The sequence below is a fragment of the Streptomyces sp. NPDC029526 genome, assembly GCF_040637405.1.
In the GTDB taxonomy this organism is placed as follows: Bacteria; Actinomycetota; Actinomycetes; order Streptomycetales; family Streptomycetaceae; genus Streptomyces.
Window position 1 is genome coordinate 831,135 of sequence record NZ_JBEZWE010000001.1, and the last position, 16,372, is coordinate 847,506.

21 protein-coding genes and 1 pseudogene are annotated in these 16,372 nt (G+C 71.7%); all 22 read left to right on the forward strand.

Annotated elements, in window-relative coordinates; all coding sequences use genetic code 11:
- Positions 1-152: 152 nt before the first annotated feature.
- Complete coding sequence (locus AB0F01_RS03775; protein WP_362089587.1) at positions 153-311, forward strand: hypothetical protein; 159 nt, start codon at positions 153-155, stop codon at positions 309-311.
- A 286-nt stretch (positions 312-597) separates the two neighbouring features.
- On the forward strand, positions 598-975 hold the full coding sequence (locus AB0F01_RS03780; RefSeq protein ID WP_362089589.1) for a hypothetical protein: 378 nt from the start codon (positions 598-600) through the stop codon (positions 973-975).
- A gap of 20 nt (positions 976-995) precedes the next feature.
- Entirely contained in the window at positions 996-2,096 is a 1,101-nt protein-coding gene (locus AB0F01_RS03785) for a hypothetical protein (protein WP_362089590.1), read from the forward strand.
- Between the two features lie 168 nt (positions 2,097-2,264).
- Entirely contained in the window at positions 2,265-2,915 is a 651-nt protein-coding gene (locus tag AB0F01_RS03790; RefSeq protein WP_362089592.1) for a hypothetical protein, read from the forward strand.
- Positions 2,912-3,424, forward strand: a complete 513-nt coding sequence (locus tag AB0F01_RS03795; RefSeq protein WP_362089593.1) for a hypothetical protein — start codon at positions 2,912-2,914, stop codon at positions 3,422-3,424. The genes AB0F01_RS03790 and AB0F01_RS03795 overlap by 4 nt, the downstream gene beginning before the upstream one ends.
- Complete coding sequence (locus AB0F01_RS03800) at positions 3,421-4,023, forward strand: hypothetical protein (protein ID WP_362089595.1); 603 nt, start codon at positions 3,421-3,423, stop codon at positions 4,021-4,023. Before AB0F01_RS03795 ends, AB0F01_RS03800 begins: the two co-directional genes overlap by 4 nt.
- 134 nt (positions 4,024-4,157) lie before the next feature.
- A complete protein-coding gene (locus AB0F01_RS03805; RefSeq protein WP_362089597.1) occupies positions 4,158-4,337 on the forward strand; it encodes a hypothetical protein in 180 nt (59 codons plus the stop codon).
- A gap of 104 nt (positions 4,338-4,441) precedes the next feature.
- Positions 4,442-4,621, forward strand: coding sequence for a hypothetical protein (locus tag AB0F01_RS03810; protein ID WP_362089598.1), 180 nt, complete (start codon positions 4,442-4,444; stop codon positions 4,619-4,621).
- Positions 4,622-4,744: 123 nt separating this feature from the next.
- A complete protein-coding gene (locus tag AB0F01_RS03815; RefSeq protein ID WP_362089600.1) occupies positions 4,745-5,254 on the forward strand; it encodes a hypothetical protein in 510 nt (169 codons plus the stop codon).
- A gap of 122 nt (positions 5,255-5,376) precedes the next feature.
- The gene (locus tag AB0F01_RS03820; RefSeq protein ID WP_362090223.1) at positions 5,377-5,853 is read left to right on the forward strand and encodes a helix-turn-helix domain-containing protein; all 477 of its coding nucleotides are present in this window, start codon (positions 5,377-5,379) and stop codon (positions 5,851-5,853) included.
- Positions 5,853-7,163, forward strand: a pseudogene (locus AB0F01_RS03825) (PBSX family phage terminase large subunit); the annotation flags it as partial. The gene AB0F01_RS03820 and the pseudogene AB0F01_RS03825, both read left to right, overlap by 1 nt.
- A 137-nt stretch (positions 7,164-7,300) precedes the next feature.
- The gene (locus AB0F01_RS03830) at positions 7,301-7,975 is read left to right on the forward strand and encodes an HNH endonuclease signature motif containing protein (RefSeq protein WP_362090225.1); all 675 of its coding nucleotides are present in this window, start codon (positions 7,301-7,303) and stop codon (positions 7,973-7,975) included.
- Positions 7,976-8,098: 123 nt separating this feature from the next.
- Entirely contained in the window at positions 8,099-8,335 is a 237-nt protein-coding gene (locus tag AB0F01_RS03835; RefSeq protein ID WP_362089602.1) for a hypothetical protein, read from the forward strand.
- Positions 8,316-9,827, forward strand: coding sequence for a phage portal protein (locus AB0F01_RS03840; protein WP_362089603.1), 1,512 nt, complete (start codon positions 8,316-8,318; stop codon positions 9,825-9,827). The genes AB0F01_RS03835 and AB0F01_RS03840 overlap by 20 nt, the downstream gene beginning before the upstream one ends.
- Positions 9,824-10,204 (forward strand): hypothetical protein, encoded by a 381-nt coding sequence (locus tag AB0F01_RS03845; RefSeq protein ID WP_362089605.1) that lies wholly within the window; start codon positions 9,824-9,826, stop codon positions 10,202-10,204. The genes AB0F01_RS03840 and AB0F01_RS03845 overlap by 4 nt, the downstream gene beginning before the upstream one ends.
- Before the next feature lie 4 nt (positions 10,205-10,208).
- Positions 10,209-11,324: a phage minor capsid protein gene (locus AB0F01_RS03850; protein WP_362089607.1), complete on the forward strand. Its 1,116-nt coding sequence runs from the start codon at positions 10,209-10,211 to the stop codon at positions 11,322-11,324.
- A gap of 96 nt (positions 11,325-11,420) precedes the next feature.
- Positions 11,421-12,206: a hypothetical protein gene (locus AB0F01_RS03855; RefSeq protein WP_362089608.1), complete on the forward strand. Its 786-nt coding sequence runs from the start codon at positions 11,421-11,423 to the stop codon at positions 12,204-12,206.
- A gap of 25 nt (positions 12,207-12,231) precedes the next feature.
- Positions 12,232-13,107 (forward strand): P22 phage major capsid protein family protein, encoded by an 876-nt coding sequence (locus AB0F01_RS03860; protein ID WP_362089610.1) that lies wholly within the window; start codon positions 12,232-12,234, stop codon positions 13,105-13,107.
- 49 nt (positions 13,108-13,156) lie between these two features.
- Positions 13,157-14,083, forward strand: coding sequence for a glycosyltransferase (locus tag AB0F01_RS03865; RefSeq protein ID WP_362089612.1), 927 nt, complete (start codon positions 13,157-13,159; stop codon positions 14,081-14,083).
- Positions 14,074-14,745: a hypothetical protein gene (locus AB0F01_RS03870; RefSeq protein WP_362089614.1), complete on the forward strand. Its 672-nt coding sequence runs from the start codon at positions 14,074-14,076 to the stop codon at positions 14,743-14,745. The genes AB0F01_RS03865 and AB0F01_RS03870 overlap by 10 nt, the downstream gene beginning before the upstream one ends.
- Positions 14,730-15,365, forward strand: a complete 636-nt coding sequence (locus tag AB0F01_RS03875; protein ID WP_362089616.1) for an FkbM family methyltransferase — start codon at positions 14,730-14,732, stop codon at positions 15,363-15,365. The genes AB0F01_RS03870 and AB0F01_RS03875 overlap by 16 nt, the downstream gene beginning before the upstream one ends.
- Entirely contained in the window at positions 15,362-16,372 is a 1,011-nt protein-coding gene (locus tag AB0F01_RS03880) for a hypothetical protein (RefSeq protein WP_362089618.1), read from the forward strand. Before AB0F01_RS03875 ends, AB0F01_RS03880 begins: the two co-directional genes overlap by 4 nt.

The window sequence follows — 16,372 nt, forward strand, 5'->3', positions numbered from 1 at the left end:
GTTCGTGGGCACGGCTACATCCTCCCCGAACTTCTGGACAATGTCCATAAGTTCTGTCACTGTGGAACGGCACCAACAGAACGGCCCCGGTCGGTGTGTGGAAGCCCGGCCGGGGCCAGCCAACCCCCCTGCACTACCAGGAGGAATGACCTGTGCCTGACCTTACCGAGCAGCACGCCCACCCGCACGACCCCCGCACCTGCCAGCTCTGCGCCACCCTCCGGCACCCGGCGCAGGCGAAGGCCGGCCGCCACCTCGCCAAGCACCTCGCCGACCACCCGCTCCCGCAGCAGAAGGGCGGCCAGCGATGAGCCAGCCCACCCCCGCCGACCAGGGCGCCGCCGCCCGCGCGCTCGCCGAGCAGACCGCCAGCGCATCGAGGCCGCCCGCGCCGCCGGGGAGGCCGCCGAAGCCGCCCGCCGCGCCCAGGACGGCCGCCGATGACCTGCTGCGGAAAGCCCATGGTCCGCCAAGGACAGCAGCTCGTCTGCCGCAAGGGCGGCGCCTGGTACGACACCGGCCGCCCCTGACCCACCCCGACCGCCGCGCCCCGACCGCACGCCACCCCGGGGCGCGGCACCACCCGGAGACCTCGCCATGCCCAGCCACACCCTGATCCGCACCCTCCTCGTCGGCCTGCTCCTGATCGCCGTCTCAGGCGGCACCGCCGCCGGCGTCGCCTACCTGATGCTCGCCGACACCACCTGGACCGACGCCCGCCCGGCCCGCCCGGCCGCCACGGCCACCGCCGTCCCGGCCCCGTCCGCGCCCACCACCACCGCGGACCCGACCTCCCGCTGGCGCCTCGGCACCTGCCTCACCGAGCAGCTCGCCCCCGTCGACTGCAGCGTGGCTGGCGCGTACCGGATCAGCGGCGTCGTCCAGGACCCCGGCCCCGCCCCCTGCACCGGCATCCCCGGCGACCCCATCGCCCGCCCGGTCGACGGCACTGTCCTCTGCCTCACCCGCCACTGACCCGACCCGGAGAAAGCACCATGAAGCGCCTGGCCCATCTCCGCCGCCTCGACGTGTTCGCCATCGTCGAGACCCTCCTCACCCTCGCAGCGCTCACCCTGGTCGCCGTCACCGTCGGCGGCCAGCTCGGCCCCCTCCTCGGCCTCACCGGCACCGTCGGCCAGATCGCCGGCTGGTCCATCGCCCTCGTCTACGACGCCCTCTGGATCGGCGCCCTCCGCATGTCGGAGGCTGCGATCCGGCAGCGGTCCCGGATCGGCATGGCCGTGATGCTCGGCCTGTCCGGGGTGGCGGTCGGCGTCTCCACCGGCACGCTCCTCGTCCTCGGGCACGCGAAGGTGTTCGCCTTCGTGCCCCTCGCCGCAGCCCTCTTCATGGCCCTGAGGATCTTCGCCGCCCACGTCCTCGCCGACGACGACACCGCCGCCACCATCGCCGCCCAGGACGCCGCCGACCGCCGCGCCCGCGCCCTCGCCCGCGCCGACGCCCGCCACCTCCGCACCACCGCGGTCACCGACGTGATGACGGAGACCGCCGGCCACCTCGGCGAGATGCAGCGGCAGATCGCCCGCGCCGAGACCCTGACGAAGGCGGAGGCCCGGATCAGCAAGGCCCGCGCGAAGGCGGAGGAGCGGCTGCGGAAGGCCGACAAGGAGCACGGCACAAAGGCCGCGGCGTTCGCGGCACGCCCCCTCACCCTCACCGTCACGCCCACCGGCACACCCGCCCTCACCCCCGGCACGGACCGTCCCACCACCGTGCCGGACGACGCCCCGGACATCGCCTCCCAGCCCGCTCTCGGCACGCCCGCCCCGCCGCCCGTCACACCCACCGACACGCAGGTCAGCACCCACACCAGCCCGACCGCCGACACGGCCGTCACGCTCGCCGACCTCGCCACCGTCGCGGGCGTACCGACCCCCGTGCCGGGCGAACCCCTCACCGACACGCAGATCGACGTCGTGCTCCGCCACCTCCGCTACACCGACGACCCGCCCCTCTCCTACCGGCAGGCCCGTCACACCTTCCGTGACGCCGGGTTCGTCGGCAGCGAAGAGCGCGTCCGCCGCATCTGGGCCGCCCTCCTCACCCACGAGGAGACCGCCCCCGTCACCGAGTAGCACCCCGGCCTCCGGCACCACCAGTGAGCGCCAGCACCCCCGCGGTACTGGCCCTCGCTGCGACTGCCGGACGCAGTCACCAGGCCCGGCGAGTGACCCGGCGAGCAGCACCCATGCAGACCCGGCGAGCAGACCCCGGCCCCCGCCCACCCGATCCGTGAGGGCCGCATGACCAGCCAAGGCGCCGACGAGCGCCGCGCGCGCTACTACCTGGCACGACTCGGCGCCCGGCCCTTCGGCCACTCCCATGACGCACCCCAGAGGACTCCCATGACCGACCAGCCCATCGTCCCGTCCCGGATCATCCCGGCCGGCGCCCCGCTCCCGGCCCGGCCTCCGGAGCCAGGGGAGGCCCCACCCTGGCGCACCCCGCCCCCCGCACCACCGGCCCCGCCCGCCGACCCGCCACCGCGGTACGGCTTCCCACCCCCGCCACCGCCCGGGCCCATCGAGGTCCACGTCACCCTCACCCCCGTCCCGGCCCCCGAGCCGGAGCCCGAACCCCGCTGGTGGGAACGCGCCTGGGACCGCCTCGCCACCTGGCGCATGGCCGTCGCACTCCTCGCCGCCCTCACCCCGTGGCTCGGCGGACAGAGCCCCGTCGGCGCCTGGTCCGCCACCGTCCACCACGCCCGCACCGAAGCCGGCGTCCTCGCCGCCTACGTCATCGCCACCGTCGCCGTCGTCGCCGCCTGGGCCATCGACCGGCACACCGGACGCGCCGTCCCCCGCTTCCTCCTCGTCACCGCCGCCCTGGGCTCCTTCGGGGTCCTGCACTGGTGGGACCCGATCCGCATGCTCACCGGAGTCGACCTGTGACCGCCACCGACAAGCTCACGCTGGGCGGACTGCTCCTCGCCCTGATCATCCTGACCTGCAACCTCTACCCCTGGTGGACCGGGGGCCGGGAGGTCAAGCAGCTGGCCGCGTTCGGGAAGGGCTTCGGCGGCGCCGCCTGCGCCGCGGCCTGCCCCGGAGGCGTCCTCGGCTGGGCCCACTCCCGCACCGGCAGCGTCGGCAACAGCGCAGGGGAGACAGCCGGGCAGGGCCTAACCGGCGCGCGCACTGGAAGCGGCCTCACCGCCGGCCAGCTCACCGGCCTCACCGCCACCGGAGCAGTCGTCGTGGTCATCGCCGTGACCCTCGTCGTCCTCGCCTACAAGACCGCAGGCAAGAAGGATCAGCGCAGGATTCTGGGGGGAGCGTTCGTCGGCTCCGTCCTGCTTCTCACCGCGGGGGTCGCCGGGGCCCTGTCCTGGCTGCCGGGCGCCCTCAACGCGGCTGGTGACGGGATCGTGTCCGTCGTCGAGGGGGCGGGCCTGCTGTGAGCCGCCTCGCCCGCCCCGCCAACCGGCTCTGCACCGGCTCCAGCATTCTCGTCCGCCGTCTCGGGGCGCGCGCGGCCGCCTGGTGCGCGCGCGGACGCCGCGACGACCTCACCGGCTGGCGCGCCGCCCTCGGCATCCTCGTCCGCCTGGCGCTGCTCGCCCTCGGCGCGTACCTCCTCGCCCGCCTGGTGCGCGCCCTGCCCGCCCTGATGTGGCTCCTCACCACCTGGTGGACGGCCGCCGCCTGGAGGGCCGGACGCCCCACCACCAGCGAGGCCGAAGAGGCGCCGGAGGAGACCCCCGCCGCACCCGCCCCGGCCCTCGACCCGACGGCCGTCCGGACCCTCCTGCTGGAGGTGATGGGGGACGCCCCCGCAGTGCACCTCCGCACGGTCCTCGCCCACCTCCAGGAGAGGGGGCAGTGGGAGGGCCGGAAGGTGGGCGATCTGAGGGCCGCTCTGGAGGCCCTGGAGATCCCCCACGACCGCCGCGTGAAGGTGGCCGGCGTACCCACCTGGGGGGTCCGTCGAAGGGACCTCGACACCCCTTCCCCGACCGTCGCCCAGGAGACGTCTCCCACCGCGTCTACCGCTGCCTGACCTGCACGTCTACCGGCGTATCTACCGCCGTCTACCGCCGGATCTACCGGCCCATCTACCCCGGGGCGGGCGCCCGCCTGCCAGCTGACCGCCCGCCCCGGTTCCCATCCCAACCACGAGACAGGACCGCCATCATGGCACTCGGATTCAAGCGCCCCATCCCCGCCGACGACCCCCGTCTGAAGGGTCAGGAGACGACCTATCAGGCGAGCCGCGGTGGCTACTTCCCCCCGACGCAGGCGCAGCGCGAGCACGAGAAGGTGGAGATCACGGTGGAACGTGCGGACCAGCCGAAGAAGCAGCGGCGCGGCTGAGCGCCTGCCACACTGAGGACTGCACGTCGGGTCACGCCCGGCACCGGCCCGCCTCGTTCCCCCGTCGAGGCGGGCCTTCACCGTCCCAGGGAACGGAGCACACGGTGCAGCACAACCTGAACGCACGGCCCCACCACAGCAAGCGCACCGGCGAGGACGGCTGGCTCGTGGTCGAGCTGACCGGCACCACGACCGTGACGTGCCCGTGCGGGCTGAACACGGTGGTGGCGAACGGCGAGGTGCTGCGCCTCGCCGAGGAGCACAGCCCGGCACCCACGGCGTGAACCTCAACCTTGCTTGACATGCGCGGGAAGATCCCTCACTCTGGGGCCAGTTCTGGCATGCCCGGAAACGATCACGCCGGGCACGGCATGATGCCCCCTCAGCACCACTCCCAGGGGGAAACCATGCACCAGCCACCACACCACCCGCCGCTCCCGAAGCGCCGCTTCGTCGACCGCAAAGGCTTCCGCTACGGCTGCCTACCCGCGATCGTCGTCGCCTGGGTGATCTTCCTCGTCTCCGTCCTCGGCGGCGAGAACGACAGCGACACGCCCAACGACGCCCGCTCAAGCTCCAGCCCCTCCGCGATCTCACCGGAAGCCCGCGAGAGCATCCGGGAACGCGCCGGCCTGCCACCTGAGCCCGACCTCACCACCAGGCAGGCGTACCTCGCCGACCTCGACGCGATCGACACGGACATCGTCCACGGCAAGGGCGACAAGGCTGTGAGCCGCGGACTCAACCAGTGCTCCAGCTTCAAGATGACGAAGGACGGCAAGAAGCTGTCCCGCGCCAAGCTCGTGGAGCACGCCAACTACCGGTTCACCAGCCCGAACCATCCGAACGGGCACGGCACCGAGATCGCGGAACAGATCCTCGACGTGGTCCACAAGCATCTGTGCCCTGACTTCTGACCAACGATCTGAGGGCCCGGCCGTGTGACTCCTACGGCCGGGCCTTCTGCATGCCCAGGGGGTGACCCATGGCGAGGAAGCCCCGCCCTGTCACTGACGCCGAGCGCAAGCGCGTGCGCGAGATGCACGCCGCGGGCAAGGGCCGCAACGACATCGCGGCGGCCCTGGACCGGGGCGCCGGCACGATCACCAACCTCGCCCGCGAGATGGACCTGTCCTTCGACCGGTCGGCGACCGCGGCAGCCACAGAGGCGAAGAAGATCGACGCCAAGGCCCGCCGCATCGCGATCATCGAGCGGACCTACGCCCGCATCGAGCGGCTACACAACCGCCTCGACACCGCAGACGCAGGCGCCTTCAAGTTCACGACCAGCACCGTCAACGGCATCGAGACGAAAGCCCTCGACCACGTCCCAGGCCAAGAGGAGAAAGCCTTCGCCGGGGCGATCACCCAGTACCTCAACCAGGTTGCTCGCCTCGAAGCCGTTGACGGCGACCCCGGCGTCGACGCCGCACGCTCGATGCTCGGCTCCCTCGCCGAGGGCCTCAACCGGTTGGCCGGCCTCGACGGTGGAGGGGACGACAGCGGGGAGGGCTGATGCTCGACTCGCTGCCCTTGTCGCGGAAGCAGCTCCGGTCGATCGCTGCGGCGACGGCGCGGATCAACGTGTGGCACGGCGCGATCCGGAGCGGCAAGACCGTCGCGAGCTTGATCGCGTTCCTGATCGCTGTGGCCGCGGCCCCGGCGTCGGGGCTGATCGTGATCGTGGGCCGGTCGCTGCAGACGATCGAACGCAACGTCCTCGACCCGCTCCAGGACGCCGCCCTGTTCGGGCCCGTGGCGAAGCTCGTCGTCCACACGAGGGGCGCGACCACGGCGACGATCCTCGGCCGCACGGTGCACCTCATCGGCGCGGCGGACTCCCGCGCGGAGGGACGCCTGCGCGGACTCACCGCCTGCCTGGCCTACGTCGACGAGGCCACGCTGGTGCCGCGGGGCTTCTGGAACCAGCTCCTTGGCCGCCTCAGCGTGCCCGGGGCGCGGCTGCTGGCCACGACCAACCCCGACAACCCAGGCCACTGGCTGAAGAAGGAGTTCCTCGACCGGGCGGCCGACCTCGACCTACGCGACTGGCACTTCACCCTCGACGACAACCCCGCGCTGGACGCGGCCTACGTCGCCTCGCTGAAAGCGGAGTACGTCGGCCTCTGGTACCGGCGGTTCATCTCCGGCCACTGGGTGCAGTCCGAGGGCGCCATCTACGAGTCCTTCGACACCGAGCGGCACGTCGTCCGGACGCTGCCGCGGATCGACCGCTGGCTGTGCGACGCGATCGACTACGGCACCGTCAACCCCTACGCCGACCTCCTCATCGGAGTTGGCTCCGACCGGCGCCTCTACGTCGTCTCCGAGTACCGGCACGACTCCCGCACCGCCCGCCGGCAGATGACGGACGCCGAGTACTCGAAGGCTCGCCGGAGCTGGCTGGCGCGGGTGCCGCAGCCGGAGACGAACGTGCTCGGGGTGTCGCCGGAGTGGACGATCGTGGACCCGTCGGCGGCGTCGTACATCGAGCAGCTGCACCGTGACGGGGTGACGGGGGTGACGGCGGCGGACAACACGGTCCTGGACGGCATCCGCACGGTCAGCAGCCTGTTCTCGACGGGGGATCTGCTGGTGCACGAGTCCGCGCGCGGGCTGATCGACGAGCTGCCTGGCTACTCGTGGGACGACTCGGCGGCGGAGCGCGGCGAGGACAAGCCCATCAAGGAGAACGACCACTCCTGCTTCGTAGCCGGGACCGCAGTTCTCACCTCCGCTGGAGAGCGCCCCATCGAGGCCGTTCAGGCGGGCGACTTGGTGCTCACCCGGCGGGGGTGGAAGCCCGTGATCGACGCAGGCATGACGGCCCAGCAGGCCGCTGTGCACGAGGTCGAGTTGTCCAACGGTCGGACTCTCACGGGGACGGGCAACCATCCGGTTTGGGTGGCAGGGAAGGGCTGGGTTCGCCTCGATGCTCTGCGATACGGCGATACAATGGAGACATGGGAAAACGTGTCGACGTCGTCGTCTTCAACGGCATCAAATTCCGTCGCTACCCCGACGCCAAGGGAGCCTCTGACCGCCGGTACTACGTCCCAGGCATCGCCGACCGTCAGCGCGGGGTCGGACGCCTACACGAAGAGGTCTGGAAAGCGGCCAACGGGCGCGACATTCCCGACGGCCACCACATCCACCACGCCGACGGGGACTACCTCAACAACGCCCCGGCGAACCTCGTGTGCATCACCGCAGACGAACACCGGGAGCACCACGCCGGGGAGCGCCGAGGCATCATTCGGCTCGACCAGCTGGAGCACCTCGAATCGATCCGGCCTTTGGCTGCCCAGTGGCACGGGTCTGAGGAGGGACGCGCCTGGCACTCCGAGCATGGGGCTCGGACCTGGGAGAAGCGAGAACCGTACGAACGCAGCTGTGATCAGTGCGGTGGCTCCTACGACACCCGTTCCAAGAAGGGCAGCGAACGCTTCTGCTCCAACCGATGCAAGTCGGCGTGGCGGAGGGCGTCCGGAGTCGACGACGAAGACCGCTCCTGCGAGTTCTGCGGGGGCGTCTTCCGCGTCAACAAGTACGCCCGCACCCGCTACTGCGGGCGTGCGTGTTCTACGCGTCACCGCTTTGAGCGAGAGCGTGCCGGTCTGGAACCTGACGGTCGCTGACTGCCCGGAGTACTTCGCTGAGGGCGTCGTGGTGCACAACTGCGACGCCCTTCGCTATGGCGTCCGTACGACCGAGGCCCTGTGGCGGCCGTACCTACCGACCCGACTGGAGGTGGCCGCCTGATGGCCGTACGCGTGGAAGTGCCGCTGTCGGCCATCAACGAGGTCGAACTGCCCATCACCATCGGCCTGGGCGACGAGACCATCACCGCCGGGACCCTGTACCTCGACGTCCGCAACGGACAGGTCGAGGACTTCCGGAAGCCGTTCGCTGACGCGCTCCGCGAGATCGCCGACGCCATGGAACAGCCCACCCGGGCTGACGGAGGGGAGGTGCCGGATGCCGCTGCCCACGGGTAACACCGCCTGGCCGCCCCCCTATCTCGGCCCCGCCCTCGACGCCATGCACACCTGGGACGCCTGGTGGTCCGGCGACCCCGACCGACTGGAGCAGCTCTACGGCGGCTCCACCGGCGGCGGCCCCGACCCCAAGCGCCTCCAGTACGCCGGCGGCGTCGTCGGCCGCATCGCCCGCTGGTGGTGGGGCACCCCCACCGCCCCGGGCGAACGCCGCACGAAGATGCACGTGCCGATCGCCGGCGACCTCTGCGGCGGATCGGCCGACCTGCTGTTCTCCGAGCCGCCGAAGCTCACCGTCGACCACGACTCGACGCAGGACCGACTCGACGAGCTGGTCGACGACGGGATGCTCGCCACCCTGCAGACCGCGGCCGAGGTCGGCGCCGCGCTCGGTGGCGTGTACCTGCGGCCGGTGTACGACCAGGACGTCGCGGACCGGCCGTGGATCGTGGCCGAGCACGCCGACCGGGCCCTGCCCGAGTTCACGTGGGGACGCCTTTCCGCGGTCACGTTCTGGAAAGTCGTCCGCGAGGAAGACGGCCAGGTGTGGCGGTGGCTGGAGCGGCACGAGCCGGGCGCCATCATGCACGGCCTGTACCAGGGCACCAAGGACAACCTGGGCCGCCCGGTGCCGCTGGAGGACTCGGAGGCGACCGCCCAGTTCGCCACCCTGGTGGACGCGGAGGGCGCGATCGCGACGGGCTACGACGGCCTGGACGTGGTCTACATCCCCAACCAGAGCAGCCGCCGCTGGCGCTGCCAGCCGAAGCTCAAGGACTTCGGCCGCTCCGACTTGGACGGGGTCGAGCCGCTGATGGACGCCCTCGATGAGACCTACTCGTCGTGGATGCGGGACATCCGCTTGGGCAAGGGCCGCATCGTCGTGCCCGAGTCGTACCTGCAGTCGCAGGGCCCGGGCCGCGGCGCCTCGTGGAATCCGGATCAGGAGGCGTTCGCCGGGGTCAACATGCTGGCCCGTGGCGACGGCATGTCGCTGACGGTCGCCCAGTTCGCGATCCGCGTGAACGAGCACCGGGACACAGCCGAGGACCTGGTGAACCAGATCCTCCGCAGCGCCGGGTACTCGGGGCAGACGTTCGGGCTCGGCGGGGACGCCGCCGTCACCGCGACCGAGATCACCGCCCGGGAACGCCGAAGCATGACGACCCGCGGGCGGAAGATCCTCCGCTGGCGGCCGGCGCTCGCGCAGCTGGTGGAGGCGTGGCTGGCGGTCGACCAGCACGTGTTCGGCGGGAGCAGCGTGCCGCAGCGGCCGACGGTCGAGTTCGAGGACTCCGTGCAGGAGGACCCGCTGACCCTCGCGAACACCGCGGACGTGCTCAGGAGGGCGCAGGCGGCGTCGACGGACACGCTGGTGCGGATGGCTCACCCGGAGTGGGACGACACGATGGTCGCCGCCGAGGTGGAACGGATCCAGCAGGAGCAGGGCATGGCCGTGGAGGACCCGATGCAGGCAGGAGTGCTTCCGTGAGCAGTACCTACCGCCTCCTCTGCATCTCCCACGACCCAGCCCTACTCGAAGGCGAGTACGTCTCCAGCGTGGAGGCTGAAGCAGCAGTCGCCACTGGCGTCCAAGGGCACCAGCAATGCGACCTGCTGATCGGCCGGTACTCGTACCCGCTGGTCGAGGTCGGTTGTCCGGCAAGTAAGTACCAGCCAGCCGACCTGCGTTGTCTGCACAGCAAGACCATGTGGGTCGATTCCGTCTGGCTGCGGTTGCTCGCAGCGGCGCAGCAGTCCGACGACGAGCACCTGACGGCGGCTGCTGCTCCCTTCGATCGGGGCTGCTGGGCGTGGGAGCGTCTGCGACGGCTGCGTGACGAACTGGGGTTCACGGTCAGGGGGTGAGCCCATGCCCGTCTCCCCGGACATGGCCGAAGACCTCGCCTCCGCCGTCGCCGACCTGTACGAAGCCGCCGAGGGCGAGCTGATCGGGAGGATCCGGCGCGCGCTCGCGGAGGGCATCGACAGCCCCGTGTGGGTCGAGCTCAAGCTGGCCGCGGTCGGCAACCTGCAGGCCGCGATCGAAGAGGTCATCGCCGCGCTCCAGCTGGACGCGTCGGGCGCCGTGCACCAGGCGCTCGCCGAGGCATACGACCGCGGGCAGCAGGCCGCGGTCGCCGAACTCGGGGCCCTCGGTGTCGGGCAGACGGCCGCGGCTGTGGTCGCGCTGCCGACGGCGCCGGTGGTGGACCGGCTCGCGCAGGCCGTGATCGCGGACACGGGGCCCGTGCATCTGCGGATGCTGCGGCAGGCGATGGACGTGTACCGGGAGGTCATCGCCCGTGCGGCAGCAGCGCCGGTGTTGGGCGTGCAGACGCGGAGGCAGGCCGCCCAGTCGGCGTTCGACGCCTTCGCGGACCGCGGGGTGCGCGGCTTCGTCGACTCCCGGGGCCGGTCGTGGGAGCTGCGCTCCTACGTGGAGATGGCGATGCGGTCGGCTACCGCCCGCGCCGCTGTCGAGGCGCACTCGGATCGGCTCGGGGCGGCCGGGGTGGAGCTGGTGATCGTGTCCCAGGCGCCAGAGGAGTGCCCTTTGTGCCGGCCGTGGGAGCGGAAAGTGCTTGCCCGCACGGGCGCGCCGGGCGCGCGCGAGGTGCAGGTGGAGCACGGCATCGAGGACGGGCAGATGGTGACCGTCCGGGTGGCCGGGTCGCTGGATGAGGCCAGGTCGGCGGGGCTGATGCATCCGAACTGCCGCCACACGGTGTCCGCGTTCCTGCCGGGGGTGTCCCGGATCCCTTCGCCGCAGCCGTCGCGGGGGACGTATGAGGACACGCAGCAGCAGCGGTACTACGAGCGGCAGATCCGGAAGTGGAAGCGCCGGACGGAGGCCGCGATGGACGAGCAGGCGGCGAAGGCTGCGCGGGCGCGGGTGCGCGCGTACCAGGCCCGCATCCGTGAGCTGACCGGAGAGACGGGTCTGCCTCGCAAGCGCCACCGCGAGCAGCTCACCACGGCCCGCTGAGGCCCGAAGGATTTCCGCCCGCCGGGTGCGGGCCGGAGCGCACAACCCCCGCCAGGCGCGGGGCCGAACATCCCGACGCGCACCAGGAGTGCACGCATGCAGAAGCGAACCCTCCCCAGGCTGGCCGGAGCTGGCTGGGCACACCCCTACGGCCACGCCCCTTTCGCGCCGTACCTCTACGCCGACGGCGGGGACGGAGACGACTCCGGATCCGACAACGGCGACAGCGGTGACGACACCGGCGCCGACGGCTCCGGGGACGACGACGCCGGCGGGACCGGCGACGACGGACCGGACGATGCCGCGGCCAAGGACGACAAGCCCAAGCCGAGGCCGCCCGCGAAGAAGCAGGACGGCGAGGACCCGGCCGCGACGATCGCCCGGCTCCAGAAGGAGCTGAAGACGGCGAACGGCGAGGCCGCGAAGGCGCGCACGTCCGCGAAGAAGGCGGCCGCGGACGAGGCCCGCACGGAGATCGTGCAGGAGCTCGGCAAGGCCCTCGGCCTGATCAAGGACGACAAGGACACGCCGCCGGACCCGGCCGCGCTCACCGCACAGATCGAAAAGGCGACGGCGGCTCACCGCGAGACGGCCGTGGAGCTGGCGATCTACCGGAGCGCGGGCAAGTACGGCGCTGACCCGGACGCCCTGACGGACAGCCGGACCTTCCTCAACTCGATCAAGGGGCTCGACCCCAGCGAGGACGGGTTCGCGAAGAAGGTCTCCGAGGCCATCAAGAAGGCCGTCGAGACCAACCCCAAGCTCAAGGCCGCGAGCGCACCCGCGCGCACGAGCGGCGACTTCTCCGGCAGCTCGGAGAAGCCCAAGAACCAGAACACGATCGAGGCCCAGCGCGAGGCACGCCGCAAGGCACGCGCCTGAGCCTCTCCAATAGAGAGGGCCCGCAATGGCCAACACCTTCCTGACCCCCGAGATCATCGCCACGCGGGCTCTCGCCACGCTGTACGAGACCACCGTCATGGCGCAGCTCGTGCACCGCGACTTCGACGGCGACTTCCGCGGCAAGCAGGGCGACACCATCACGGTGCGCAAGCCCGCTACGTTCACCGCCGCCGAGTTCAACCGCAACACCGGCATCGTGCCGCAGAACGCGACCGAGACCGGCGTCGACGTCACCCTGAACCACTTCGCCGACGTGTCCTTCAACGTGACGACGGAGCAGCTCACGCTGGAGATCGAGGACTTCGGCACGCAGCTCCTCGACCCCGCGATGGAAGCCATCGCCCAGAAGATCGACACCGACCTCCTGGCGCTGCGCAACGACATCGTGCAGACCGCCGGCGCCACCACGGGCCGCGAGCTGACCAAGCCGGAGATCCTCATCGACGCCGGGAAGGTCCTCAACCAGCGGAAGGTCCCGACCACCGACCGGCACGCGGTGATCGGCCCGGTCGCGAACGCTGACTGGCTCGACTCCGACGTCCTGAAGAAGGTCAACGAGAGCGGGTCTACGGAGGCGCTGCGGGAGGCGTACCTGGGCCGCCGCCTGTTCGGGTTCGACCCGTACTGGACGCAGCACGTCAGCGAGCCGGAGGAGGGCGTGGCCTTCCACCGGACGGCGTTCGCGCTGGTCACGCGCCCGCTGGAGGTGCCGCCGGGCGCCCAGGACGCGACGATCATGAACTACAAGGGCTTCGGCCTGCGCGTGGTCTACGACTACGACATCAAGTACAAGCAGACCGTCGTCTCCGTCGACTGCCTGTACGGCACGAAGACCCTCGACGCGAACCGCGCCGTCCTGCTGCAGGGCGCTGGTTCCTAAGGGCCTCATCCCGGGCGAGGGATGGGTGGCGGGGTGAAGGGGGGCGCCGATGCGCACGGTCGTGCTCGGCGCCCCCCGGCCGCTCCACCTCAACCGGTGGAAGGACTGCCTCACCGAGGGAGCCCAGGACCTGGGCTGGGATGTGCAGCACCTCCCGGCCCGCGGCATCCCAGCCGACGACGTGGTCCGCGCGTGCAGGGGCGCGGACATGCTGATCTGGGCGCGCACCCACGGCCACCAGCCCGACGGTGACATCGGCCGGATGCTGTGCGAGATCGAGGACGCCGGCACCGCGACGGTCGCCCTGCACCTCGACCTCTACTGGGGTATCCCGCGCCGTGAGCGGCAGATCGGCGTGGATCCGTGGTGGTCCTGCCAGTGGGTGTTCACCGCTGACGGTGGCCGTCAGGCGGAGTTCCTCGCGCGCGGCGTGAATCACCGGTGGCTGCCGCCGCCGCTGGGCCGCCGCTGGCTCGGACGCTCCCCGGCCGACCGACGACACTACCCCGGCCGGGTGGTGTTCGTCGGTGGTTACGCCCCCGACATCCACGGCCCGCACCGCGCCAACCTGTTGAAGTGGGCGCGCCGCCGCTGGGCCTTCCAGTTCCAGCAGTACGGCCGTGGCCGGCCCGTGTGGGGCGCCGATCTCGGCACCCTGTACGCGTCCGCTGAGGTGGTGCTCGGCGATTCGGCTCCGGCCGACCGGTACTGGTCGGACCGCGTGGTGTGCACGCTCGGGCGCGGGGGCCTGCTCGCGCACCCACGGGTGGAAGGGATGCCCGGGCTCGGGTTCACCGACGAGGTGATGCTGCTGTACGAGCGGGGTGACTTCGTCGGGCTCGGCGAGCGGATCGACTCCTTGTCGGCTGCCCGCCGGCGGGAGATGACCGACGCGGCGATCACGCTGGTCGGGGAGCGGCATCTGTGGGAGCACCGGCTCCGGGACATCCAGCAGGAGGTGTTCGGGTGCGGGTGATCATCGCCTGTGCGGGGTCTCAGTCGAAGTGGGGCGGGCACCTGGACGTGCCGTCGCACCTGGTGCCCCTGCGGGCGCACTTCGGGGTCCCGCTGCTGTACCGCACCGTCGGGCAGGCGCGGGAGATCAGCGACGACGTACACATCACCGCCCCCGCCGGAGACCACCGGTACAAGCTGCCCGGCATTACGCTGCACGAGCAGGACGGCAGCGCACCCTCGGAGTACGCGGCCACCCGCCACCTGTGGAACGAGCGCGGCCGGACCGTGCTGCTCCTCGGCGACGTGTACTTCACCGACGCCGCGATCGAGACGATCACCTCCTGGCGCGCCCGCACCTACAGGGTCTTCGGCCGCTCCCACGGCTCCCGGATCACTGGCACCCCGTACGGCGAGATCTTCGCGGTCTCCTGGTGGCCCAGCCAGCACAGCCGCCTCGACGAGCGGCTGGCGCGCGTGCACGAGATCCGCGCGGCCGGGGTGATCACCCGCCCGCCCGGGTGGATGCTGCTGCGTGCGTGGCAGCGGACGCCGCTCGACCGGCACTGGGTCAATCCGGCGGTCTTCACCGAGATTCACGACTGGACTGACGACATCGACACGGCCGCGGACTTTGCGCGGCACCCGGCAACTCGGGAGGGGCCCGCGTGGCCAACGTCATGAGGGCCCTGCCCGCGCTGATCACAGACCTCGGATGGGTGCCCCAGCACCTCGTGCACGTGGGCGCCCACGAGGGCCAGGAGATGCCCTTCTACCGGCAGGCAGGCGTCCCCCGGATTACGCTCATCGAGCCGATCCCGTGGCTCGCCGAGAGCCTTCAGCATGAGCACCCGGATGCCGTTGTGCACCAGTGCGCGTGCGGGGGCGCACCCGGCCGCGAGCAGCTGCACATCATGGCCCGCACCAACCTCTCCACCCTCGTGCCGCCACAGCGCGTCGACCGCGTCACGAAGACGATCACCGTCGACGTACGGCGCCTCGACGACCTGGCGCCGGACGCGGACGCGGCCGTCATCGACGCTCAGGGCCGGGAAATCGACGTACTCGCCGGCGCACCCTGGGACAGCCTCCGCATGGTCGTCGTAGAGACCTGCACCGTCGACGACCCCACGATGGCCGCTCCGCACGACGAGGTCGTGGCCGTGATGGCCGGCCTCGGATTCACCGCGGTGGCGTGCTGGGTCCGCGACTACGACTGGGTCAGCAAGTGGGGCCGCGGCCCCGGCCTCCCCCAGCGCGGCGGCGAGGTACGCGACGTCGTGTTCTACCGGGAACCGTCGTGAGCGTCGCCGTCCTCGTGCCCTGGCGGCCCGACGGCGGCCCCCGCCAGACCGTATGGGCATGGGTGCGCCGGCAGTGGGCCCGGTGGCCGGACTGGCAAGTCGTCACCGGCGCGTGCCCCGACGGGCCCTGGTCCAAAGGCGCGGCGGTGGCCGATGCGCTGGCGCAGACCGACGCTGACGTCCTGGTCGTCGCCGACGCGGACGTGTGGACGCTCGGCACCCCGGCCGCAGTGAATCGGGTGGCGTCCGGTCGAGCCCGGTGGGCGATGCCCCACCAGCTCGTACGCCGTCTCACCCCCGAGGCCACCCAAGTCGTGCTCGGCGGCGCCCGGCTCGAGGGACAGCCCACCGCCGAGACCCACCCAGGGATGCCCGGCGGGGGCATCGTCGTCTTGGCCCGCGAGGTCCTCGAGGGCGTCCCCATGGACCCGCACTTCACCGGCTGGGGCCAGGAGGACCAGGCCTGGGCGCTCGCCCTGGAGACGCTGGCCGGCCCGATGTGGCGCGGCACCGCCGACCTGTTCCACCTGTGGCACCCGCCGGCCCCACGCCGCTCCCGGGCGGTCGGCTCAGCTGCCTCTCTTGCCCGCTACCGCCGCTACCAGGCGGCGTCCGGCCAGGCCGCGCAGATGCGGGCGCTGGTGGCCGAATTCTGCCCGACCCCGCTGGAGGGATCACCCATGACGTACAGGTACCGCAACGCGAACACGGGCGACGAGGTGGAGTACGCCCATCCGAATGCCCGGCTGGAGATGCTGCCGAACTGGTCCCGCATCCCCGCCGCCGAGCCGGAGCAGCACGAGGTGGGGGAGCAGACCAGGAGTGCACTTCCACAGGAACCCGAGCCGGACACCCAGTCGACCATCGGGCGTCCGCCGGTGAGTGAGCCCAAGGCGGTGTGGGTGGAGTACGCCACCGGACTCGCCCAGGACTCGGACGAGGTCGCGGAGATCGCCACCCTCACGAAGGCCCAGATCATCGAGCGCTACGGCAGCAAGGAAGACTGA

Bases quoted from the DNA above. Each gene is read 5' to 3' on its own strand.
- AB0F01_RS03780 (WP_362089589.1), top strand. From the start codon at position 598: ATGCCCAGCCACACCCTGATCCGCACCCTCCTCGTCGGCCTGCTCCTG.
- AB0F01_RS03785 (WP_362089590.1), top strand. From the start codon at position 996: ATGAAGCGCCTGGCCCATCTCCGCCGCCTCGACGTGTTCGCCATCGTC.
- AB0F01_RS03790 (WP_362089592.1), top strand. From the start codon at position 2,265: ATGACCAGCCAAGGCGCCGACGAGCGCCGCGCGCGCTACTACCTGGCA.
- AB0F01_RS03805 (WP_362089597.1), top strand. From the start codon at position 4,158: ATGGCACTCGGATTCAAGCGCCCCATCCCCGCCGACGACCCCCGTCTG.
- AB0F01_RS03815 (WP_362089600.1), top strand. From the start codon at position 4,745: ATGCACCAGCCACCACACCACCCGCCGCTCCCGAAGCGCCGCTTCGTC.
- AB0F01_RS03820 (WP_362090223.1), top strand. From the start codon at position 5,377: ATGCACGCCGCGGGCAAGGGCCGCAACGACATCGCGGCGGCCCTGGAC.
- AB0F01_RS03830 (WP_362090225.1), top strand. From the start codon at position 7,301: ATGGGAAAACGTGTCGACGTCGTCGTCTTCAACGGCATCAAATTCCGT.
- AB0F01_RS03835 (WP_362089602.1), top strand. From the start codon at position 8,099: ATGGCCGTACGCGTGGAAGTGCCGCTGTCGGCCATCAACGAGGTCGAA.
- AB0F01_RS03840 (WP_362089603.1), top strand. From the start codon at position 8,316: ATGCCGCTGCCCACGGGTAACACCGCCTGGCCGCCCCCCTATCTCGGC.
- AB0F01_RS03850 (WP_362089607.1), top strand. From the start codon at position 10,209: ATGCCCGTCTCCCCGGACATGGCCGAAGACCTCGCCTCCGCCGTCGCC.
- AB0F01_RS03855 (WP_362089608.1), top strand. From the start codon at position 11,421: ATGCAGAAGCGAACCCTCCCCAGGCTGGCCGGAGCTGGCTGGGCACAC.
- AB0F01_RS03860 (WP_362089610.1), top strand. From the start codon at position 12,232: ATGGCCAACACCTTCCTGACCCCCGAGATCATCGCCACGCGGGCTCTC.
- AB0F01_RS03865 (WP_362089612.1), top strand. From the start codon at position 13,157: ATGCGCACGGTCGTGCTCGGCGCCCCCCGGCCGCTCCACCTCAACCGG.